The following is a 21,873-nucleotide window of genomic DNA, read 5'->3' on the forward strand; positions in this document are numbered from 1 at the left end:
GTGAGCTTCGGTCGTCGGAATGAGGGGACGATCGCTGCATGCGCGTAACGGTAATTGTGTAAAACATCGCGTGAGCGGAGAGGTGAACGATGACTGGGTGCGCTGAACGGGCTTTCAAGACTGCTGTGGTGCCGGCTGCCGGGATGGGGACTCGCTTCCTCCCGGCCACCAAGACGGTTCCGAAAGAGCTGCTCCCCGTGGTCGATACACCCGGGATCGAGCTGGTCGCAAGCGAAGCGGCGCAAGCAGGCGCGGAACGTCTGGTGATCGTCACTGCGCCGGGCAAGGCATCGGTCGTCGGGCATTTCGTCGAGGATCTGGTGCTCGAGGGCAAGCTCGCCGCCAGCGGGAAGCATCATCTACTCGAGCGTGTGCGTCGGGCTCCAGGCCTGATCTCGGTGGAGCCGGTTGTGCAGGAGTCTCCGCTGGGATTGGGGCACGCTGTCGGTCTTGTCGAATCGGTGCTGGATGCGGACGAGGACTCGTTCGCGGTGCTGCTTCCGGACGATCTGGTCCACCCCTGCGGTGTTCTCGACGCGATGGCGAAGGTGCGTGCCGAGCGAGGCGGTTCCGTGTTGTGCGCGTTCGACGTCGCGCCGGATCGTGTTGGTGCTTACGGGGTATTCGACGTCCAAGCGCCTGTGGAGGGCGGTGATCCCGATGTGCTTGCCGTCGTCGGCATGGTCGAGAAGCCCGCACCAGCGGATGCTCCATCCACTCTCGCTGCGGCCGGACGCTACCTTCTCGATCGCGCCGTGTTCGACGCGCTCAGACGAATCTCGCCAGGGCAGGGTGGCGAGCTGCAACTGACGGATGCGATAGCGCTGCTGATTGCAGAGGGGCATCCGGTTCATGTCGTCGTCCATCACGGAACGCGTCACGATCTGGGAAACCCGGGCGGATTTTTGCGGGCCTCTCTCGACCATGCGCTCAGTCGCACCGAGTACGGACCGGAATTGAGAGTCTGGCTCAAGGAACGACTGGATCAGCCGGATCCGCAGCTGACCTACTGACTTGCGAGGCTATGCGACGCGGAGCGTCTCGCCAGTTCATCGAGGAGATCTCGGGTGCTGAGTGACGACAGTGAAATCGGCTTGTCGTCCAGACCCGACTCGTCGGGTGTCATGTAGCCCGCCGCGACAAGAATTTCCTGTACGTGGACGTCGAAGACGCGGCAAGCAGTTCTGATCGTGTCCTGCGTGGGAGGGCGTTTCGCGGACAGCCACCGACCGAGCTCGGAGGGGCGTATTCCCAGCGCACGCGCAGCATCGGCTACGTCTGTTTCTTGGCGAAGTTCCAGTTGATGCTTCACCCATTCCGAAAAACCGCTCATACCGGTCATAGTGCCTGAGTGCTGCGCGGTAAGCCAGTGCCGTCTCGGCACTTAAGGCGCTCGACGGCCGATCTGTGATCATTCGGCAACCAATCACCGCGGTTCTCGCGTACCGGTAGTTAAGTTTTGTGACTGGATTGTGTGTTTACCGCGACCATCTAGCTGTGTGTTTTCCGTTGAAACCCGAAATCGGGTGAAATTGTGGGTGAGGCGGACCAGTAGACATAACTCACACCTGTGTAGAACGTGAAGGATTGCGTTGTCACGTGTTCAGACCGTGGAAGGTTTTTTCCCAGTAGGACGGGTTGCGAATCAATTGGTAGGTCCCCTTGATCGCCGCGATGCTCATCAGCACCCAGTACAACGGAGCAGTCAGGCAGGCGAGGAGGAGCATCGCGTTTCGCGTTTCTCGGCACGCCACGAGGTTCATGTAGAGAACAGCGGCGTTACCGAATGCCAGAGAGATCAACGCGGGGAAATAGACGTAGTTGGGGAAGACCTGGTGGATCACTTCAGGTTGTCCGAGAATCCAGTCCAGACTGATGAGCCAGAACACCATGTTCAAAGTGGCGACCAAAGGTGTGCCGGCCATGAGAATCGTGAAGCGGAGAAAGCCGATCGAGCCCAATCCTCGCCATAATTTCACGGGTTGGCGCATATGGACGAGCCACGTCTGCAAATAGCCCTTGTACCAACGCGAGCGCTGTCTGATCCAGTTGATCGTGTCACTGTTGGCTTCTTCGAGCGTGGTGGAATTCAACACCGCGGTGCGGTATCCGCTCTCGGCAATCCGTACCCCGAGGTCCGCATCCTCCGTGACATTGAAGGGATCCCACGCACCGATCTCGTCGAGGACGCTACGTCGTAGGTGATTCGAGGTACCGCCGAGAGGAATCGGTGAATTGCTCCGCATCAATCCAGGGAGGATGAAGTTGAACCACAGCGCGTAATCGGCGGTGAACCACGCGGTCAACAGGTTCTGAGTTCCGTTGTGGAATGCAAGTTTGGCCTGAACACAAGCAGTGTTCTCGGGAAGTTTCGCGAAAGTTGCAACTACTCGCCGTAATTGGAGTGGGTCGGGGGAATCCTCGGCGTCGTAGATCGTGACGATCTCGCCCGTCGAGAAATGCAGACCGTAGTTGCATGCTTTCGGTTTGGTGCGTGGATCGGCCGCGGGCACCTTCAGAATGCTGACGACCTCGTCCACGCCGGCGGCAAGAGCAGCTTCGATAGTGACGGCGTCATCTTCCTCCAATAGGAGAAGGACTTGCATCTTGTCTTCCGGATAATCGATCGCTCGCATGGCTGCGATGAGGTCGCCGACGACTTCAGGCTCGTTGTATGCGGGGACCAGAATGGTGTAGGTGGGAAGGTCGTCGTATGAAAGAGCCAGTGCCTCTTCGTCACTGATCGTCATGATCGAGGACGCATCGAGGCCCCTCGTGAACAAGATCAGACGGTCGACCATCGCCCATATGTATCCAACGGTGCAGATCAGTGTCAGCGCGATGAGAGTTGGGACGAGGAAGAACACGAGGCTGACGACGACTAGTGCGAAGCCTGCCAACAACGTATTTCGCTGCCACGGATAGAAGGCCACGGAGGCGGACGAGATCGGATGGCGCTCGCGTAGACCGTTCACTGCATCGTGCAGGGCGGCCTCGCGGTACTCCGCTGTATCCGGGTCGCCGCTGACCACAACACTGTTGGACTGGCTTCGGTTTTCGTTCACCACGTCTGAGCCTCCACGAGAAGTCGAGCGAGTGCTTCGAGCATGTCCAGGTCCTTGTACTCGGATTCGGTGTCTTCGGTCGAGGTTTCACCACGCAGTAGAACGGCGAGGGTATTGCTACCGTTGGACGCCATCGACGGCTTCGGTTCGGGGAAGTAGGCGTCGGGATCGTGATTGTCGACGCTGATCAGGCTGACTCGCTGCGCGGCTCCGTCGCCCCGCGTCCAGACGAAATTGAGATTGCTCCATGTGAGAAGGAGAGCGTCGTCGACGATCGTGTACATCTCGGCGACGATCCCGTGCGGCAACTCCACCGTGACCGTCGGGCTGACTCTCGCGTTCTCCAGGTCGTAGGTGGTCTTGCTGGGGTACACGGCGAGCGTGGAGGGCCGCCGGACCTGGACGACGTCAAGCTGTACCGTGCGAGGCCGCATCTGCGCGTCCCAAGCGGGATTCGGAGTGTCGGCCCGAATTGTCTGACGGCTCAGTTCGGAGGTGCTGCCGAAGTACCGACGGGGCCAGTCGTATTCGGATGCTGCAATCTGATGCCAGCCCAGTGGAACGATAAGTCGAGGATCGGCCGTAGCCGGAGGCGGACCGACGTTGACGGTCAAACTTGTCGGTGGCAGCGGTGTGAAGAACATCAGCACTGCGGCGGCAAACACCGCAAGGATGGTCCAGTTGCTCGTGGCTGTCGAAGGCTTTCGGAGTGGTCGATCGAACGGTTTGAGCGACTTTCCCCGGCGTTCGTACAGATAGAAGGCGCCACCGACGACGATTGCGGTTCCGAGCGCCGGAAACAACTGCACGGCGAAAAGCGGAGCAGTGGGATACTTCTGAATCGTGACGTAGAGAACCACCACACCGAGCACCGTTGCGGCGACAAAGGCGATCGCCCCTCGCCTCCACGTTCTACTGACGGCGATCGTGGTCGCGGCAGACGCGACCAGCACCATGAGGACGCTGTAGTCGAAACGGGTCCCGCCCATTTCGGTCGCGATGGCGCGGTAATGTAGCGGCGCCAAGATGACCGGGACCACCCAGATTGCCCAATACCGGTTGACCGGACGGAGGCCGAACATCAGAACCGCTGCGCTCCAGACGAATACCCACGCTGCGATCACGTCGATATGCATCAATTCGTAGGTCTCGGCAAAACGCGGTAGCAGGAGCGCTTGGAGTCCCAATGCGACGAAGAGACCGATGCAGCCGACTATCTTGTCGGTCTCGCGATCGTGAATAGGAAGCTCCGGGCCGCGCCTCAAGTCTGTTCCGACGGCGGCAACCAAACACAAGAGCGGTAGAGCGAAGACGTAGCCGATGGCAGTTCCGCTGGCCGTGCTCTGCCAAAGCTTGGTCCAGGTGGGCCAGAATGCAAAGATCGTGGCGAGCGCGATCATCAACCACCGCACTGCGAGTCGAGGAATGATCCCGGACTCGGAGCGGATCTCACGAATCTTCAACATTTCCAGTTCCATTCGCTTGCTACCCGACGTCTGCGTGCGATTCGAGGCTGCGCACCGCTAGGGACTGCCGACCATCGCCGTCGGTCCGGCGCCACATGCAGACATTACTTGATCAAGACATATCGCCCTCGCCACGTCGAGGCGCCGGTCTCTGAGCAGTCCGGCCGGAGGTCTCACGCGCTCGAATCTCACATAGTGGGAAGTTTGAAATCTTTTTTTCGCTTCCCAGTGCGGGCCTTGGCCGGCCGGATGGCATGACAAGATTTTCGGTCTGCCGAATTACTCCGTATCGAAGGGTAATTCACTTTCGGATTGCAGAAAGTTCAATCAAGTTCCGCGGATTCGACCTACGGGGACATAGGTCCCCAGCGTGCAGGGACGGTTCTCGGTTGCGTGGATGTGGGTCCAGTTACCCATGCGAAAGAACTGTGGTCAGCAGTGAGAGGCAATGTCCGCTTTGTGAGCTATTGCGGTCGTCGGGACCTAAGCCCTGGAGGTTTCCGTGCATTTGCTGAATAGCTGAATTATAGCTACCAATTGGTAACTACATCGCAAATGGCGCCGTGGCTTTACGGCGATCGAACGTGAACGATCGTCCAACATTCTTCGGGTGTCTGCTGGGAAGAAGAATTGCCGGTTAGAGTCTTGACCTGCAACATTATTCGAATTGAACTCCGGCCTTCGAGATGTTCTCATAGTACTCACGCGGCACGTGCAATGCCTCCGGATTATCGAGTTGCAACGTTGCCGACACCTAAGCGGAACATTTGCTCTTCTCCATCTTTTTAGTTGCGCCTGGGGCTTTCGGGTGCAAACCGGAATTCCGAAGAACGGTCGGGGCCTGGCGGCTCGCAAACGGGAAGGTTGGTCAGATGTCGGCATTGGACATGTCCATGGCGCCGTCGCTCGGGTATCGGCGTCCGCGCATCGTGCCGGACTCCCGTGCGGAGTTTTCCTCGCGTGCAGCGTGGCAGCATCGATACATACGTGCTCTGACAGTGACGGATTCGCTGATTGTCGTTGGTGCGGTTTCGGCAGCTCAGTGGCTTCGATTCGGCGCAGCGCCGACCGCCGTCGACGCTCGTGAGCTCGGGCAGTTCAGCTACACCGGTTTGTCCATCGGTGTGGTGGTCGCGTGGCTGGCGACGTTGCAGATATTCAGGACGAGATCTGCGAGTGTGATCGGAAGCGGTCCGGAGGAGTATCGACGAATCCTGGTGTCCGCGATGAGATTGTTCGGCGTCATTGCGATCGTAAGCCTTCTGCTCCGTCTCGATATCGCCCGGCTTTACCTTGCATTCGCGTTTCCTGTCGGCCTTCTCGCGCTGCTATTGAGCCGTTGGCTCTGGCGCGGGGTGATCGTGCGGAGGCGTACTCGTGGTGAGTGCCTCACATCTGTACTGGTGGTGGGCAGCAAGGATGCCGGCGCTGAACTCGCACGAAACTTCGAGCGAGGTAGCGCAGACGGTTTCCGTGTGGTCGGAGTGTGTGTGCCGGGGTTCCTTCGGCGCGCGGACGAGTCCATCGCGGTCGACGGGCGTGACATACCGCTCCTCGGCGGTGAGACATCGGTAGTCGAAGCGCTGGAACTTGTCGGCGCAGACACCGTTGCCGTGACGGCAACCGAGCATCTCGGCTCGGATGGCATCCGTGCGCTCGCCTGGGATCTGGAATCGCGGGACGTAGATCTGGTCGTTGCGCCCAGCATCGTCGATGTGTCGGGGCCGCGCCTGTCGATGCGGCCGGTGGCCGGTCAGCCTCTGATACGCGTCGAGCGTCCGAAATATCATGGTGCGCAACGCTTTGCGAAATCATCGTTCGATGTGATTTTTGCTTCGCTTATCTTGGTCGCCATCGCACCTGTTCTCCTGGTGGCAGCTGTGGCGGTCAAGATCTCGAGCCCGGGCCCGGTGTTGTACCGAGCAGAGCGAATGGGGCTGGACGGCAAACCGTTCCCGATGCTCAAGTTCCGTTCGATGGTCCAGAACGCAGACTCGCAGGTGGCGTCCTTGATGGCCCAGAACGACGGCGCCGGTGTGCTCTTCAAGATGCGCGACGACCCGCGCGTCACACGGGTCGGGGGCTTCCTGCGCAGATACTCGATCGATGAACTGCCTCAATTCGTGAATGTTCTTCGGCGCGAGATGAGCGTTGTAGGCCCCAGGCCGCCGTTGCGTCGCGAGGTCGAGGCCTACGACGGAACAGTCAGTCGCCGACTCCTCGTCAAGCCGGGAATCACAGGGCTGTGGCAGGTCAGCGGACGCTCGGATCTTTCCTGGGAAGAGACTGTACGACTGGATCTCTCGTACGTCGACAACTGGTCGCTCATGGGGGATGTCTTGATCGTCGGCAAAACGTTGAAAGCGGTATTGGCCAGTGACGGCGCGTACTGAGACGTGAATAAGGATGTCTGGACCGACTTCAGTTCGTGATGTTATCGGTGGAAAGGCGCAGCTCCCCTTGATCTTTCGTACCTCGACAACTGGTCGATGACGAGCGAGAACACGATCGTCGCGAGGGCGCTCAAGGCGATGTTGGGAAGTGATGGAGCAAATTGACCAGGAGAAGTTTGTGTCGGAACCGCCAAAGTTGAAGTCGTTGCTTGTTGTGGCGCCCTGGTTGGAAGGTGGGGGTGCACAGAAATCCTTGTGCGGGTTATTGCGCGGGCTTACCGACACACATACGACCGTGGTCACTTTGTTCGCAGGCTGCCGAGACTTCAACGAGGTTGCCGACCTCGCAGACGAGTTCGTCATGCTCGACTATCCAAGAAGCCCTGGCGGACTGGTCGGAGCCAGTCGTGCAGTAGCAACACATCTGCAGCGTTCGGATGTGGTCTATTCACTGATGAGGGGTAGCCATGTCGCCCTCGGTGTTTCGAGTATGTTCAAACGTCTTCCGGGTGAGCTGATTGCGACCTTCCATCAGTTGCCGAGTGCGGATGAAACTGGCGTTGTCTCCCTGGTCGAGAACGTGCTCGTTCGTAATGCACTTCGGCACGCAAAGCTGATCACTGCGCCTTCGGAATTAGCCGTGAGTCAGATTCGTCAACGACGTTACGGACCGCACGCTCGCCTTGTGTACGAGCCGAACTTGATCCGAGTTGACTCGAGAGAAACCACTCGTCGTGAATCTTCGGGGGCACCCCTACGGCTGCTGGCCTGTGGCCGTCTATCCAAGCAGAAGGGCTTCGATCGTATTCCCGAACTTCTGTCGGATATCGAGATTCCCTGTGAAATAAAGATTTTGGGTTCAGGGCCCGAAGAAGAAGACCTGAGACAGCGGTTCGACAGTGCGAAGCCTTCTTCGCATACGGTGGAACTGGTGGGACGCGTCGACGATGTTGTGCCCTACCTGGATTGGTCAGATGCAGCATTTATGCCCAGTCGAAACGAACTCAATCCTGTGTTCGTATGGGAGGCGTGGGCGCGCGGCCGGCCGGTTGTTGCTGCCGATCTACCTGCATTCGAGGATCTGCGCACCTCCGGGCCGGTGCTTACATTTGCCGGCGCGCCCAGCCTTCGGTCCGCCCTCGGCGTCGTATCGAGTGACGAGTACCGAGATTTTGCCTATTCAATGGGTTTGCAGGCGTCCCGAACCATGACGACCAGGAGTGAGATCGTTGCCCGAATACAATCGTGACCACCCGCGCATCCTGGTCATTCACGCATACAGTGCTCAAAACTCTGGCGACCGGTTGTTGGTGGAGGAAACACTCGAATTGCTGAGATCGGTGTGGCCGGATTCTGTCGTCGACGTGATTGCCACTGATGCCGAATCGTTCCGCCACCATCCGATGGCAAATCATGTCAAGTTTCATCAGTGGGCGTCGGCATGGCTTCCGAACCCGAAAAAGAAGGCGTCCGTACGTGTTTCCATGCTGGCTAGTTCCGTCACCGGCGGGCCAGCACCTGTCAAGATACTGTTCGAACAAGCGGACTTGATAGTCGCTGTCGGGGGCGGATACCTTCGGGGCTCGTCTGTTTCCGAGGCCCTGAAGACTGCGGGGGCGCATTTCGGTCAACTCGATCTTGCCGCACGAAGTCGTGCGCGCAAGATCTATCTGCCGCAGAGTATCGGCCCGTTCCCGAACATTCTCCGTCGCCGTATCGCGAGTTCACTGAAGGCGATGGACCAGGTGCTCGTTCGTGACGATCGATCACGCGATTTGTTCGCCGACCTGACCAATGTCGAACGAATCTCGGATCTGGCGGTTCTGAAGATGGCGGAGGTCCGTACACCTCGCAATATCGAGATCACGCATGGCCCGGTAGTCGTGGCACGTGAGCTGTCCCGCCCTGGATCCTACGAGAACACTTTGTCCGACTTGGCTCGGTCAGATCATGTTGTATGGGCGATTCAGTCCACCGGTGGCGGAAACAATGACACGCCCCTCACCGTCAAATACTCTCCGGGAACCCCAAAGCCATTGCAGCACTATTTGGAAAGCACGGAGAATCGCGTCGTTGTCAGTACGCGCCTCCACGGATCGTTGTCTGCATTGCTCGCCGGAAAGCCGAGTGTGCACCTAGGCTACGAACGAAAATCATGGGGAGCATTTCATGATCTGGGGTTGGAACAGTACGTTCTCGATGCCCGAAGGACCTCGGCAACTCGCGTTCTCGACGCGGTGGAATCGATTCGAGACGATCCAGCCGCTTACTGGAGCCTGATCGATTCACGCATCGAGGCCGTCGCATCCCAGAGGGAATGCCTGCTCGACTCCCTGGCTGTGCCATGCCACCTGCCGACGGTTGGCCAATGACATGAATCTCTCGATCTTGTTGTTTGCCAGTGTTTTTCTCTTGCTGATCGCACGTTTACGTGTGGTCACGGTGTTGCAACCCCGACGACAAACCTCGACAAGCACCAGAAGCGGGTTGATCGGGATCTGGTTTTGGGTATCGCTCGTATGGCCGGTCCTTTTCAAAGCGGTGTTAGGCAGCGTCCTTGCCCTATACCTTCCAGTTTCTGGCTCCGCGGTCTTCGTGATCTCCTACGTGCCTTCGATTGTCATCGGAATCGCGATTTTCATCGTCGCGCTCGGATCCCGAGAATCATTCCCCTATGTCCCCGCGATACTGGTCATGGCGGTGGTGATCATGCCGATCCTCATCTTCGGGGTCGTGGACATCGGTGTCGTCGGAGCGATATTCATGATTGTGCCTACGCTTCTGTGGTGCCGCGCGCTCTCGGTTGATGTACTGAACTGGCCCCGTCTTTGTTACCAGGGTCTGCTCGTGCTTTGTCTGAGTATGGCTGTGGTTTTCGTCGTCTGGCCTGAGGCTGTGGTCGAGACCTGTCGGCTGGACAAGTGCACTGTGGCCGGCCAAGTGCTCACGTCGTCGATCACAGGCAATGGCAACTTCCTGGGGCTGTGTGTCGCACTGCTGAGCGTCATTGCGGTGTATCGGCAACACTGGATCACAGTCGCGGCGGTTGGACTGGCGAGCCTGATCGTGATCGAAATTTCTGGCAGTCGAACAGCGATGATCGGTCTGGTTCTCGGCTACCTGGTAGTCCTCGGAATCGGAAACCGCATGTCGCGGGTTGTGGCACTGGCAGCTGCGATGGTTGCGTTGGTGATTTCTTTTGTGCCAGTGTTCCGAGTTTACGGACTCCGTGATTACACCTATCGCGGTGCTTTGTGGATGCGGGCGAAGGAGCTGATTTCGGAGAGCCCGAATGTTGGTCACGGTGCGAACTATTGGACGGAGCATAACGCGTATCGCTTCTCCTCCAACTATGCCGCGCACAACATTTGGTTAGAACTCGGCGTCGCCGTCGGGTTTTTCGGAATTGCCGTGCTTGTCGTCGCTGCCGTCTGGGCGCTGCTGACCACGGATGTCGAAAATCGATACTTGGCATCGGCGCTGATCGTAACCACGGTCGCTGTGGGTTTCCTGGAGGCACCGATCCAGCCGTATCGAACCGGTCTGCTTCCCTTCCTGTGCCCTCTCATTCTTCTCTTGTGCTCCTCAGGCATGCGGAAAAGATCAGTTGATACTTCGGAGACGGAAGACCTTGCGATGAAAGCTATTCGAAACCAAAATGTTCTTGCCGGCCTTACGAGGGATGGTGCGCGATGAAGGTTCTGCACGTCACGGAAGCACTCGGAGGAGGTGTAAGCACCGCGATCTTGAACTATCAGGCGTTGACGCCAGAAATGCATCACTGCGTGATCGCTCGCGAACGGGTCGGGCAGAGCACATACAGCTTCCCCTCCGAACTCAGCGTGACATTGGTACCTGGAAGTCTGGCCGCACTATTGCTATCCGCGATTCGTATGGTGCGCCGAGGAGATTTCGATATTCTGCACCTGCATTCCAGTCTTGCCGGTCTCGCCCGGATCATCCCTGGGCACCGAGCTGGGATCGTATACACCCCACACTGTTACGCATTCGAGCGCACCGACGTCAGTCCCCTAGCGCGGGTACTCTACAAGTCTGTTGAGCGTGGGCTACTTTCGATTCGGCGTCAGTGTGTTGTTGCAGTGAGTGGACGAGAAGCCGAGTTGACTACGGAGTTGTCGAACTCCTCCACCTCCATCGTGGTCGGCAACGTATCACCGACCGATCACGGCGAATATTTGCGCGCAAGCAGCTCTCGGACAGCGGAGGTACCGGCTGAACGAAGCCGAGTAGTGATGGTGGGAAGGATATTTCCCCAAAAGGATCCCCAACTGTTCGCCGATATTGCAGCAAGGCTGTCGAGCAGGTTCGAGTTCGTGTGGGTAGGAGATGGCGAAGCCGTCTTGAAAGAGAGTCTCGTGGAATCAGGGGTTCGGGTGACGGGTTGGATTCCAGCTGAACAGGTGCTGGACGAAGTGCGCGCCAGTTCGCTGTATCTCCATACTGCGGCCTGGGAGGGCGCTCCGATTTCCGCTGCGGAAGCCGCCGCGGTCGGTGTCTCCGTAATCAGTCGTGACATCAAAAGTATGGTCTCGCTTGGCTATCCAGTCGCTGGCAATACCGCCGAGTCTCTGTCGATGGCCGTCACACATTACTTCGACTGCCTGGACTACCGATCGACGGTTCAAGCCAAGACACAATATTTCAACCGAACAGTGGACGTCGTGAGTTCGCGTACAGCGCTCATCGACGCCTATGCATTCGCGATAGGGGCTTCTCGATGACTTCATCGGTCACCGTCATTACCATCACCAGGAACGATCTTTCGGGGCTGATCCGCACGATCGAGAGCGTCCGGGCTCAGAGTGCACAAGGAGTCGAACACATCGTGATCGATGGTGGCTCGACCGATGGGACTGTCGAATACCTTGATTCGTTGGGTGATTCGTTAGTGTGGAACTCAGGTCTCGACAGCGGTCGCTATGACGCAATGAACATCGGCGCGGAACTGGCGAGTGGCGAGTTGCTGTGGTTCATGCACTCGTCCGACGTGTTCCATTCATGTGACGTTCTGGAGAGAGTCTCTCGGGAGTATCAAGGAGGGGATGTCTCTTGGCGGTGGGGTTACGGGCTGAGCAACATCCATGACTCCGGAAGTTCCATCGGAATCGGTGGCCGAATCCCGTTCAGTCTGTCCCGATTCTCGCTAGGCGGAAACATAATTCCCCATCAAGCATGTGTGATCGAGAAGTCGCTGCATGTTGAGATCGGCGGCTACGATACCGAATTCGGGCTCAGTGCCGACCAACTTTATCTGCTGAAGATGGCGGTTCGATCGCAACCGCGGGTGTGGACCGAGTTTTTCTGTGATTTTGATTCGGCCGGCGCCGGTTCGGTGCGGGGCATGATGGATCATTACCGGGACATGCGGCGATCACGCGCCCTGACCGGTGTCACAGTCTTCAGGGCGCAGTGGCTTGATTATGCAGTGTCCTTGGGAGTTGCGCTTCTGGCAAAAACCGATCGTGTCCAAAGACGTGTGTTAGCAGGGGTGACTCCTCGTGTCCGATGACTATTTGGAACCCACAACGCAATTGAGTGCGGAATTCGCAGTTGTCATACCAGCTTTCAATGCGGAAGCCACACTTATGGCGTCAATCGAGAGCGCGCACAGTGCGGGCGCTTCGGAAGTCATCGTGGTAGACGACGGTTCCACCGACAGTACTGCCGCGCTATGTCGCGCCCACGATATACGTGTTCTGACGCAGCCAAATGCGGGTGCATACCTCGCGAGACGGCGGGGGGCCGAGCTTGTCACGGCACCGTACATCGTGTTCCTGGACGCGGATGATCTTCTGGTCGCATCCGGCGTTCACGAGTCCTTGCGTATTCTCTCTGCGCAGGCGGACTGCGCAGTCGTCGCTGGACGTGTGATGGCGAGCCTCCCGCGTGGGCGTAGTCGGTTGAACAATCAGTCGTACTCCGAGATCAATACTCGAACCCTGTTGGCACAAGGGTACGGTCCGTTTCCACCGGGAGCTGCGCTGGTTCGGCGTGCCGATTACGAAGCGGCGATTGCGCTGGACGTACCTGAGATCGTCGAGCGTTACGCCGACGACTACGAGATGTTCATTCGGTTATCCGTCGTCGGCCGAATCGTTCAGCACAACACTGTTTCCCTCGTGTATTCGATGTACGCAGGTAAATCCATTGGTTCTCCTGAGAAATCGCTGTTGTGCAAGGAGTCGATCAGGGGCCACTACGCGCGACATCTAGGGATCAATGTTCGGCTGATGAACGCATCGGCGGTTGCCGCAGCTGCGAATGCACGTATGGGACGAGCGTCGTTCGCGCAAGGTTTGTACTGGCGAGGCTGCACAAAGGTAGTAGTTGCCGCGTGCTACAAGGTACTTTCTCGGCTCGGTAACAGCGGTCTGAAGCAGTCCACAATCGTCTCTGGTGCTGGGACCTCGGAGGCACGAGGGTGAACACAGTCGTCAGCTCCTACCTGAGGTCGGCGAAGTCGATCGACCTGGGCGGGACCGGGTTTTTTCGACTGGTAGGTCTGCTGGCTGGAGCTTGTGCGAACTTCGCCGTAATAGCAATTCTGTCTCGTGACTACGGCGTTGAGTACTACGCCTTCTACGCGCTGATGGCGTCCATGTTGAATCTACTTCCCTTCGCGGACTTCGGTATCGGCGCGACCATGGTGAACGCAACAGCAGATTACCGAAGTGGTGCACTCGATCGGATGTCGTTCCAATCCCATTTTCGTCGGGCGAGTCTGGTCACAGTTCTGGTTTCCCTCGCTGTCGCAAGCCTCGCGTTCCTGTTGTACCAGATGGGGCTGTGGGTGCCGATACTAGGCGCGGTCGGTGAGATGAATCATGCGTCGGCGCTGGCCACAGTGGTGATTATATCTGCGGCAGTTGGTATTCCATTGGGTTTGGGGTCCCGCATCCTGCAGGGTTGCGGAAAGATGCGCGTTGTCGTTACCGCAGCGTTGATCGGTCCGATCATTCAACTGATCGTGATAGTGGTCTGTTGGACAACTCACGCGCCGGCCTACCTGTTTGTTCTGGCACCGTGCGCAGGCTACCTCGCCGTCGGATTTCTTACCCTCGCTCTCGCGCTTCGGTCGATTTCCGGCGATGAGGGTTCGTTGATCGGTTGGAGTCTTACAAGCCCGGTGCGAGTTCGCATAGCTGAAACTGCGGTCCCGTTTTTTCTGATATCGATCGGTATGGTTGTCGGCTTTCAGAGCCACAGGTTGCTGATCTCCACTTTCGGAACGGTCGAAGACGTCGCACAATATTCGGTAGTGGCGCAATTCGCTGGACCGCTATTGGCGATCTTGGGAGTGATGGGCCAGAACTTGTGGTCAAGGTATCGCGAACGATTCCGAATCGGGACGCTTCGGGTACGCGAATTCGCCCAGCATATAGTACTTCTCGGCACAGTAGGCGCCGTATTTGCGCTCGCTCTGATCGTCATCAGCTATCCGGGAATACGGTTTGTCTCGGGTGGAAGTCTTGTCGTCCCACTGGCAACCGTTTTGGCTGGAAGTGTTTACATCCTTGTTGTTTCGGTGCATCAACCGGCAGCAATGTTCCTCATGGACCCGCGAGGACTATGGGTGCAGGTCCTGTGCGTCTGGCTGAGCGGCCTCGTCGGAATGGTATTGGCAATATCTCTGATTCCTGAACTCGGACCCGCCGCACTCTACCTGGGGCTATCCGCAGGAATGGTTGTACTCCAAGTCATTCCGTGCATCTATATTTCGACACGGCGAATTTCAAGCATGGAGAAGGCGGTGGAGACGGGCGTGGCCGTGTGAATAGATGCCAGAAAATTGTGAAGTCGTACATCCACATCAAGGAGAGAAATGAAGAAGGCACTGATCACAGGCATTACCGGTCAAGATGGCTCCTATCTTGCGGAGCTGTTGTTGAGCAAGGGATACGAGGTCCACGGACTTATTCGTAGATCGTCCACGTTCAATACAGCTCGAATCGACCACATGTATGTGGATCCCCACACGCCGGATGCAAAACTGTTCCTTCATTACGGAGATCTCAGCGACGGGGCGCGTTTGGTCACTCTTCTCGCACAGATACGCCCGGACGAGGTCTACAACCTTGCAGCGCAGTCCCATGTACGGGTGAGTTTCGACGAGCCCGAACATACCGGTGACACGACCGGAATCGGGTCGATCAGGTTGCTCGAAGCAGTCCGGATGGCTGGTCTCGAATGCAGGTTCTACCAGGCATCCAGTTCCGAGATGTTCGGTGCGACACCGCCTCCGCAGAACGAGCAGACTCCCTTCTATCCTCGATCGCCGTACGGTGCGGCGAAGGTGTACTCGTACTGGATCACCAAGAACTACCGCGAGGCGTACGGGATCTTTGCCGTGAACGGAATTCTGTTCAACCACGAATCTCCCCGGCGAGGCGAAACATTCGTCACTCGCAAGATCACGCGAGCGGTGGCGCGGATCAAGGCCGGTCTGGAAAGCCATTTGTACATGGGCAATCTCGATGCAATCCGCGACTGGGGCTATGCGCCGGAGTACGTGGAGGGAATGTGGAGAATGCTTCAGGTCGACGAACCGGACGATTACGTGCTCGCGACAGGCGGTAACTACTCGGTCAAGGATTTCCTGACGGTGGCCTTCGAGCACGCCGGCCTGAACTGGGAAGATCACGTGCGCTTCGACGAGCGCTATCTGCGGCCGACGGAAGTAGATGCGTTGATCGGAGACGCCGGTAAGGCGGAGCAGAAGCTCGGATGGAAGGCGACTGTACATACCCCCGAACTGGCTCGAATCATGGTCGATGCGGACATCGAGGCTCTGACGTGTGAGGGCAAGCCCTGGATCGACCGTCCGAACCTGGTGGATTGGGAGCACGCTCGATGACGGGGGAGTACACGCAGAAGTCCCTCGATCGGAGCGACGCGGTATACGTTGCGGGCCATCGTGGACTCGTTGGTTCAGCGATTTGGCGTCGGTTGGAAGCCGACGGCTTCAATCGCCTTGTCGGTCGCACGTCCGCCGAACTCGATCTTCGCGACCGCGGTGCCGTGTTCGAATTCTTCGCAGCTGAGAGGCCGAAGAACGTGGTCCTCGCGGCAGCCAGAGTGGGCGGGATACTGGCGAACAGCACACTGCCGGTGGACTTCATCTCCGACAACCTTCGCATCCAGGTGAACTTGATGGACGCGGCGGCCGAATTCGACGTAGATCGCCTTCTATTCCTCGGATCATCCTGCATCTACCCGAAATTCGCACCTCAACCGATTCGCGAAGAATATCTGCTGACCGGTCATCTGGAACCGACGAACGATGCCTATGCCATCGCAAAGATCGCGGGAATCCTGCAGGTACAGGCTGTTCGCAAGCAGTTCGGGCGACCGTGGATCTCCGCGATGCCGACGAACCTCTACGGCCCGGGTGACAACTTCTCTGCCAAGGGCTCTCATGTGCTGCCAGCCCTCATCAGGCGCTTCGACGACGCACGCCGTGATGGAGCTGCGTCAGTCGTTAACTGGGGCAGCGGGACGCCGAGGCGCGAGTTTCTCCACGTCGACGACATGGCGGATGCCTGCCTTCATTTGCTCGACCACTATGACGGAGCAGAACACGTCAATGTTGGTACGGGCGAGGACCAGAGTATCGCGGAGATCTCCGCGATCGTGGCGGACGAGATCGGGTTCGACGGCGAGATCGAATGGGATCATTCGAAACCTGACGGGACGCCGCGGAAGTTGCTTGACATCGGGAAGCTTCGAGATTTGGGGTGGCAGCCCAGGATTGATCTTCGTGCGGGAATCGCATCGACCGTGGAGTGGTATCGACAGAACGTCGATTCGATCAGGACATGAAGTACTACAGCATTATTCGACGTAAACCCGACTTCGACAGGCAGACATCGTTATGACTTCTCGTATTGCGGTATTCGGCACCGGCTACCTCGGGGCGACACATGCAGCTTGCATGGCCGAGTTGGGTCACGAGGTTCTCGGGGTGGATGTTGATCCGAACAAGCTCGCGATGCTCGAAGCTGGGGAGGTTCCTTTCTACGAACCGGGACTCGAGGAAGTGCTGCGCCGCAACATAGCCGCGGGACGTCTTCGATTCACGGCTTCCTACGAGGAGGCCGCAGAGTTCGCCGACATCCATTTCCTCGGCGTCGGTACGCCGCAGAAGAAGGGGGAGTTCGCGGCCGACATGCGTTTTGTCGATTCGGTGATCGAGACGCTTGCACCCCTCTTGACCAGGCCGACCGTTATCTTCGGGAAATCAACAGTGCCAGTTGGTACAGCAGAGCGATTGGGTGCGCGGGCACGGGAACTGGCGCCTGCCGGACAAGACGTCGAGGTGGCGTGGAACCCGGAATTTCTCCGGGAAGGCTACGCGGTGAAAGACACACTTCACCCGGACCGGCTTGTGCTCGGGGTCGACCGTAATCGACCCGGACGTGCGGAATCGGTTGCGCGTGAAGTGTACGAGCAGCTCTTGAACGAAGGTATTCCCTTCGTTGTGACCGACCTTGCGACTTCGGAGTTGGTCAAAGCGTCAGCCAATGCATTTCTGGCGACGAAGATCTCGTTCATCAATGCGATCTCGGAGGTGTGCGAGGCGTCGGGCGCGGATGTGACCGTTCTTGCCGATGCCATCGGCCACGACGAGAGAATTGGTAGGCGATTCCTCAACGCCGGAATCGGTTTCGGTGGTGGCTGCCTACCTAAGGACATCCGTGCTTTCATGGCGCGTGCGGGTGAGCTGGGAGCAGATCAAGCACTCACTTTCCTACGCGAAGTCGACAATATCAACATGCGTCGTCGTACTCGGATGGTCGAACTGGCTCGAGAAGCGTGTGGTTCTCTACTCGGAGCCAATGTGGCGGTTCTCGGTGCAGCCTTCAAGCCTGACTCCGACGACGTGCGCGACTCACCTGCGCTGAACGTTGCCGGCCAGATTCAGCTCCAAGGCGCTGCCGTCAATGTCTATGACCCGAAGGCCATGGGAAACTCGAAGGCGTTGTTCCCCACCCTCACTTACACTTCGAGTGCACTTGACGCGTGTGCAGGAGCTGATGTCGTCTTGGTTCTGACCGAGTGGACCGAGTTTCGAAAGTTGTTGCCGTCGGATCTCGAAGTGGTCGTCCGCAAGAAGGTCATCATCGACGGACGTAACTGCCTGGAACCGACCACCTGGCGCGACGCAGGGTGGACCTATCGAGGTCTTGGAAGGCCGTAGATCGATGAAACCCTCAGTGAGGGATGGTTATTGCATGGCGTCGAGGGGAGTGCCCGCGTGTCTGGGACGAAGGTCCGTCAGTAGATGAACTATTCCGGTGTGGAAACTTCGATCGCCGCCCGTCGATTTCGGGGCGAGTGGTGTTTGCCCTGTTCGATTGGTGTGCACCGGCTTCCGGTGGCGGCGGGCGTTGTTGGATGTTCGCGGACTTTGGTCCTACGGCCGGCTGAGGGTGTGTGATCTTCGCGTGGTCAGCACATTCGGCTGGCGAAATCGAGGGGTTTCGATGCTGCGTTGCGGTGGTGAAAAGAACCACGACACAGTAGAGTTCAGCCTGGCTGCACGTTACGTCCGCTCTCTTCGATGTGCAGTGAACTCCAGGTGGCGGTGTCGGCCGATGAGGCTGACGAAGAGAACTGGACCAGATGTCCGTGTCGCAGGTTCGCCGCTGCGTCAACATGTAGTCGTGCCGTCAAGTGTGGACCACGAACTGAGATGCGTGAGATGCCACGAAGGTTTCTTGTCCCTGCCTGTTTCGGGATCGACCTCTCTGTGACGCAGGGACGCGCGATAAAAAGATTGGCTGCCTCGTTCAGCCTGGATTGAGTGCAGCGGCTCGACAAGCGGCTGTCGATTACTACTCGAATACGTGCTACGTGCTCGAGCCGAAGGAGATTCGACGATGGATGTACGGGACTACCTGAAGATCTTGCAGGCACGGTGGAAAATAGTCGTTGTCGTCACCGTGGTTGTGATCTTGGGCGCTTTGGGTGCCTCGTTGATTGCGACACCGGTCTACCAGGCTTCCACGCGCCTGTTCGTGTCGACTTCCACTGGAACGACCGTGAACGAGGCTTACCAAGGCAACCAGCTTTCACAGCAGTTGGTCACCTCCTACGCCAAGCTCCTCACTGGGGAGACGCTCGCGCAGCGAACAATCGATGCAGTGGGGTCAGATCGATTGGGTGGGCTGTCCGCGGCGGAGATCTCGTCGAAGGTTACCGCCACATCGGCGCCGGATACTGTACTTCTCGATTTGAGCGTGCAAGATGCGTCGCCTGAACTGGCACGCGAAATCGCAAATGCGCTGTCGGACGAGTTTGTCGTGATGGTCAAAGATCTGGGTACGCCCGCGAATGGTGGCACAGCGCCGGCGCGCGTCGTTGTCGAGCAGCGAGCACAAACTCCCGCGGAACCGGTGTCGCCGAAGACTTCGCGGAACGTGGCGCTCGGTGCCGCGATCGGGCTTCTGCTGGGGATCGGATTGGCTGTCGTGCGTGATCGCCTGGACAACACCGTCAAAGAGCGCAAGGTGGTCGAAGACATCGCCGGCGCGGCGATGGTGGGAACAATTCCGTTCGACAAGGAACGTGAAGTTCATCAAGCGATCAACTTCCACGAGGGCAACTCCGCAAGTGCCGAGGCGTACCGCGAACTGCGAACCAATCTGCAGTTCCTGGCCGTGGATCGTCCACCGAGTGTCATCGTCGTCACGAGTTCTCTTCCCTCCGAGGGAAAGACCACGACTGCGGTGAACATCGCACTCGTGCTGGCCGAGGCAGGCAAGAAGGTGTGTCTCGTCGAAGGTGACCTCCGTAAGCCTCGCGTTTCGAAGTACCTTGGACTTATCGGAAGCGTCGGTCTGAGCTCGGTCTTGGCTGGGCAAGCAGATCTCGACGACGTACTTCAAGTCACGAGCAATGCTGACCTGACGGTCCTTGCTTCAGGTCCGATTCCCCCGAACCCGAGCGAACTGCTGGGGACTGACACTGCCCATGCAGTCTTTACCGATCTCCGCAGAAGGTTCGACTACGTCATCATCGACGCCTCGCCGTTGCTTCCGGTTACGGATGCTGCAGTGCTTTCAGCGCTGGCGGACGGTGCGCTCGTGATTGCTCGTCACGGCTCGACGAAGAGGGATCAGCTGAGCAGGGCGGTCGGCAATCTCCACAGTGTGGGCGCGACAATTCTCGGCACTGTCATCACGATGACCCCGCTGAACGGTCGTGGTGTCTACGAGTACAAGTACTACTACGATTCCGATCCGGTTGTCGCTGACGTGGCCGTGGGAGGTTCCGTGGACAGCAATCCAGTCGGCGAACGAAGGGTAACGTCGACAGTCAACTGATCTGGTCGTACGTTAAATCCCGACGCCTCACAGGGCCCTCGAGCAATGCTCGAGGGCCCTTCTGCGTGTGGTGAATCGGACGCAATTCTTTAGTCGGGTCCTCTGAGTCTGCGACGCTGCGGTCTGACCTGTCCTACTTGACCGGTGCCGCTACGGCTTTCGATCTGGTTGCGCCTGACGAGCCGTTGTGAGCTTCCTGTTGGAGTCGTGTGACGAGTGTGGCTGACCGCAGGCGGACCAGCACGGTTCGGCGATTGGAGTTGCGCAACGTCTAGATCTCGGTCTGGCATCCCGTGCTGGATTCAGGCAGTGGGTGCAGTAGCTGTTGGCGCAGCCAGAGTCGTGGACGGGGCCCGACATTGTCCCGGCAACCAACTGGTGGATCGCTCGCGGCGGCCGGTATCTCGGTGCTATCCAGATGCGGCACAGCATGAACGAGATCTTGGCCGATTTCGGTGGTCATATCGGCTATGGAATCCGGCCGCCGGAACGCCGGCAAGGTATCGCGTCGACGGCGCTGCAGGAGATGCTCACGTATGCCACACAACCGGTGGGCCTCGGTCGAGTCCTGATTGCCCGCAACGAGATGAACGTGGGTTCACGCAAGGCCATCGAGGTTTGCGGGGGTCTACTCGCGAGCGTGCGCCCAGCTGATCAGTCGACCGCAACCTCGGCTGTTCGAGAGACACGATCCGCTACTGGGCGCCAACGAGCATGTCGAGCGTCAGTTGACCTATACGCGGCCACGCACTCTTGCCATGGCCGTGCATGCTTGCCATGGACATAGCCGTCGGTAGCGGTCGCCCCGCTTTGTAGTCGAACGGCTGCTCAATTCCCCCTTCTCGAATTGGATTGTGCTGCAAATCTTTCTGCACCGCATGGACGGTCAGTGGCGGTCCAGGCTCCTCCTTTCGCATGTCTAAATTCTCGGTGTCGCCCGACCGTAGGTTCGCGCATTGCCGGCCAGTCGTAAGTAAAGCGCGCAGAGGCCAAGTGCCGGACAATCGTCCAGGTCTGAGGCGACGCCGAACGCATCAAAGTATGGTTTGCAGAGCGATTACCAACTGCGTGCTGGTTTCCGTCCAAACGTGGAGTCCAATTGATCAAGGCGATGAAAACTATAGGTACGCAATGGTAATGGTGAGGAATGTTCGCACCCTCCTGCTTAGAGGGTGAATAACTGACCTCAATGCTGGCGTTCGGAAGAAGTTCGGAAAGCGCTATTGCCACACTGTCCGGAATGTGGCAAACTCCTCACTGGTACTGACCAGCTAGCCGAAGAATTGCCAAGACGTGAGTCCTGACAATATCGAGGCTGGCGACGTCAGCGGGCGATGAGAAATCGCCGATCGTCCTGTGTTTGGGTCGTTAGTGGACTCTGCTTCAATCATGGGGTGTGAGCTGCGGCAATGCCGCAATAATCGACAGTTGGGCCGAGGCCTGACAACAGTCGCCGGGTTAACTGCAAGGCGCACGTAATGCGACCATTCGCACTGAACGCAGCAATGCGGAGCAGTTGCTTCGCTGTCGAAGTTTCGGGATTCGGCAAGGCGGTCCGATGGACCTCGGCCGGCGAACAGCTTCAGGCCGAATTTTGTGCATG

The 21,873-nt window shown here is 58.2% G+C and carries 17 protein-coding genes; 14 read left to right on the plus strand and 3 right to left on the minus strand.

Going from position 1 to position 21,873, the window contains the following annotated elements; genetic code table 11:
- Positions 1–89: 89 nt before the first annotated feature.
- Positions 90–1,013: a UTP--glucose-1-phosphate uridylyltransferase gene (locus tag AC2ETI_RS15795; RefSeq protein WP_019747444.1), complete on the plus strand. Its 924-nt coding sequence runs from the start codon at positions 90–92 to the stop codon at positions 1,011–1,013.
- On the opposite strand, the gene AC2ETI_RS15800 is transcribed toward AC2ETI_RS15795, so the two are convergent.
- The 3 genes from AC2ETI_RS15800 to AC2ETI_RS15810 all read right to left on the minus strand — a co-directional run bounded on the left by AC2ETI_RS15800 (position 1,007) and on the right by AC2ETI_RS15810 (position 4,531).
- Positions 1,007–1,333 carry a helix-turn-helix domain-containing protein gene (locus AC2ETI_RS15800; protein ID WP_223258030.1) on the minus strand — a complete coding sequence of 109 codons (327 nt, stop codon included), beginning with the start codon at positions 1,331–1,333 and terminating at the stop codon, positions 1,007–1,009. The genes AC2ETI_RS15795 and AC2ETI_RS15800 overlap by 7 nt on opposite strands.
- 262 nt (positions 1,334–1,595) lie before the next feature.
- A complete protein-coding gene (locus AC2ETI_RS15805) occupies positions 1,596–3,032 on the minus strand; it encodes a glycosyltransferase (RefSeq protein WP_031332976.1) in 1,437 nt (478 codons plus the stop codon).
- A 29-nt stretch (positions 3,033–3,061) separates the two neighbouring features.
- Positions 3,062–4,531, minus strand: coding sequence for a hypothetical protein (locus AC2ETI_RS15810; RefSeq protein ID WP_228117920.1), 1,470 nt, complete (start codon positions 4,529–4,531; stop codon positions 3,062–3,064).
- 872 nt (positions 4,532–5,403) lie between these two features.
- Between AC2ETI_RS15810 and AC2ETI_RS15815 the strand changes: the two genes are divergently transcribed.
- The 13 genes from AC2ETI_RS15815 to AC2ETI_RS15875 all read left to right on the plus strand — a co-directional run bounded on the left by AC2ETI_RS15815 (position 5,404) and on the right by AC2ETI_RS15875 (position 21,057).
- Entirely contained in the window at positions 5,404–6,924 is a 1,521-nt protein-coding gene (locus AC2ETI_RS15815) for a sugar transferase (RefSeq protein ID WP_019747440.1), read from the plus strand.
- A gap of 151 nt (positions 6,925–7,075) precedes the next feature.
- Positions 7,076–8,173: a glycosyltransferase family 4 protein gene (locus AC2ETI_RS15820; RefSeq protein ID WP_031332980.1), complete on the plus strand. Its 1,098-nt coding sequence runs from the start codon at positions 7,076–7,078 to the stop codon at positions 8,171–8,173.
- Entirely contained in the window at positions 8,145–9,296 is a 1,152-nt protein-coding gene (locus AC2ETI_RS15825) for a polysaccharide pyruvyl transferase family protein (RefSeq protein ID WP_308372105.1), read from the plus strand. Before AC2ETI_RS15820 ends, AC2ETI_RS15825 begins: the two co-directional genes overlap by 29 nt.
- A 1-nt stretch (position 9,297) precedes the next feature.
- Complete coding sequence (locus tag AC2ETI_RS15830; RefSeq protein ID WP_019747437.1) at positions 9,298–10,620, plus strand: O-antigen ligase family protein; 1,323 nt, start codon at positions 9,298–9,300, stop codon at positions 10,618–10,620.
- Positions 10,621–10,697: 77 nt separating this feature from the next.
- Entirely contained in the window at positions 10,698–11,666 is a 969-nt protein-coding gene (locus AC2ETI_RS15835) for a glycosyltransferase (RefSeq protein WP_483634172.1), read from the plus strand.
- On the plus strand, positions 11,663–12,454 hold the full coding sequence (locus AC2ETI_RS15840) for a glycosyltransferase (protein WP_019747435.1): 792 nt from the start codon (positions 11,663–11,665) through the stop codon (positions 12,452–12,454). Before AC2ETI_RS15835 ends, AC2ETI_RS15840 begins: the two co-directional genes overlap by 4 nt.
- Positions 12,444–13,370, plus strand: a complete 927-nt coding sequence (locus AC2ETI_RS15845) for a glycosyltransferase family 2 protein (RefSeq protein ID WP_483634110.1) — start codon at positions 12,444–12,446, stop codon at positions 13,368–13,370. Before AC2ETI_RS15840 ends, AC2ETI_RS15845 begins: the two co-directional genes overlap by 11 nt.
- Positions 13,367–14,719, plus strand: coding sequence for a lipopolysaccharide biosynthesis protein (locus AC2ETI_RS15850; protein WP_019747433.1), 1,353 nt, complete (start codon positions 13,367–13,369; stop codon positions 14,717–14,719). Before AC2ETI_RS15845 ends, AC2ETI_RS15850 begins: the two co-directional genes overlap by 4 nt.
- Positions 14,720–14,767: 48 nt before the next feature.
- Positions 14,768–15,799: a GDP-mannose 4,6-dehydratase gene (gmd, locus tag AC2ETI_RS15855; RefSeq protein ID WP_042951020.1), complete on the plus strand. Its 1,032-nt coding sequence runs from the start codon at positions 14,768–14,770 to the stop codon at positions 15,797–15,799.
- A complete protein-coding gene (locus AC2ETI_RS15860) occupies positions 15,796–16,764 on the plus strand; it encodes a GDP-L-fucose synthase family protein (protein WP_483634111.1) in 969 nt (322 codons plus the stop codon). The genes gmd and AC2ETI_RS15860 overlap by 4 nt, the downstream gene beginning before the upstream one ends.
- 52 nt (positions 16,765–16,816) lie before the next feature.
- Positions 16,817–18,142, plus strand: coding sequence for a UDP-glucose dehydrogenase family protein (locus tag AC2ETI_RS15865; RefSeq protein WP_099698604.1), 1,326 nt, complete (start codon positions 16,817–16,819; stop codon positions 18,140–18,142).
- A gap of 682 nt (positions 18,143–18,824) precedes the next feature.
- A complete protein-coding gene (locus AC2ETI_RS15870; protein WP_019747429.1) occupies positions 18,825–20,270 on the plus strand; it encodes a tyrosine-protein kinase domain-containing protein in 1,446 nt (481 codons plus the stop codon).
- A gap of 418 nt (positions 20,271–20,688) precedes the next feature.
- On the plus strand, positions 20,689–21,057 hold the full coding sequence (locus AC2ETI_RS15875; protein ID WP_372461248.1) for a GNAT family N-acetyltransferase: 369 nt from the start codon (positions 20,689–20,691) through the stop codon (positions 21,055–21,057).
- Positions 21,058–21,873: the final 816 nt, after the last annotated feature.

This window comes from Rhodococcus sp. MurmanLake-1 (genome assembly GCF_056945715.1).

Excerpts from the sequence above, each read along its gene's own strand:
- AC2ETI_RS15795 (WP_019747444.1), top strand. The coding sequence starts at position 90 with ATGACTGGGTGCGCTGAACGGGCTTTCAAGACTGCTGTGGTGCCGGCT.
- AC2ETI_RS15800 (WP_223258030.1), bottom strand. The coding sequence starts at position 1,333 with ATGAGCGGTTTTTCGGAATGGGTGAAGCATCAACTGGAACTTCGCCAA.
- AC2ETI_RS15810 (WP_228117920.1), bottom strand. The coding sequence starts at position 4,531 with ATGTTGAAGATTCGTGAGATCCGCTCCGAGTCCGGGATCATTCCTCGA.
- AC2ETI_RS15815 (WP_019747440.1), top strand. The coding sequence starts at position 5,404 with ATGTCGGCATTGGACATGTCCATGGCGCCGTCGCTCGGGTATCGGCGT.
- AC2ETI_RS15820 (WP_031332980.1), top strand. The coding sequence starts at position 7,076 with ATGGAGCAAATTGACCAGGAGAAGTTTGTGTCGGAACCGCCAAAGTTG.
- AC2ETI_RS15830 (WP_019747437.1), top strand. The coding sequence starts at position 9,298 with ATGAATCTCTCGATCTTGTTGTTTGCCAGTGTTTTTCTCTTGCTGATC.
- AC2ETI_RS15835 (WP_483634172.1), top strand. The coding sequence starts at position 10,698 with ATGCATCACTGCGTGATCGCTCGCGAACGGGTCGGGCAGAGCACATAC.
- AC2ETI_RS15840 (WP_019747435.1), top strand. The coding sequence starts at position 11,663 with ATGACTTCATCGGTCACCGTCATTACCATCACCAGGAACGATCTTTCG.
- gmd (WP_042951020.1), top strand. The coding sequence starts at position 14,768 with ATGAAGAAGGCACTGATCACAGGCATTACCGGTCAAGATGGCTCCTAT.
- AC2ETI_RS15860 (WP_483634111.1), top strand. The coding sequence starts at position 15,796 with ATGACGGGGGAGTACACGCAGAAGTCCCTCGATCGGAGCGACGCGGTA.
- AC2ETI_RS15865 (WP_099698604.1), top strand. The coding sequence starts at position 16,817 with ATGACTTCTCGTATTGCGGTATTCGGCACCGGCTACCTCGGGGCGACA.
- AC2ETI_RS15870 (WP_019747429.1), top strand. The coding sequence starts at position 18,825 with ATGGATGTACGGGACTACCTGAAGATCTTGCAGGCACGGTGGAAAATA.
- AC2ETI_RS15875 (WP_372461248.1), top strand. The coding sequence starts at position 20,689 with ATGCGGCACAGCATGAACGAGATCTTGGCCGATTTCGGTGGTCATATC.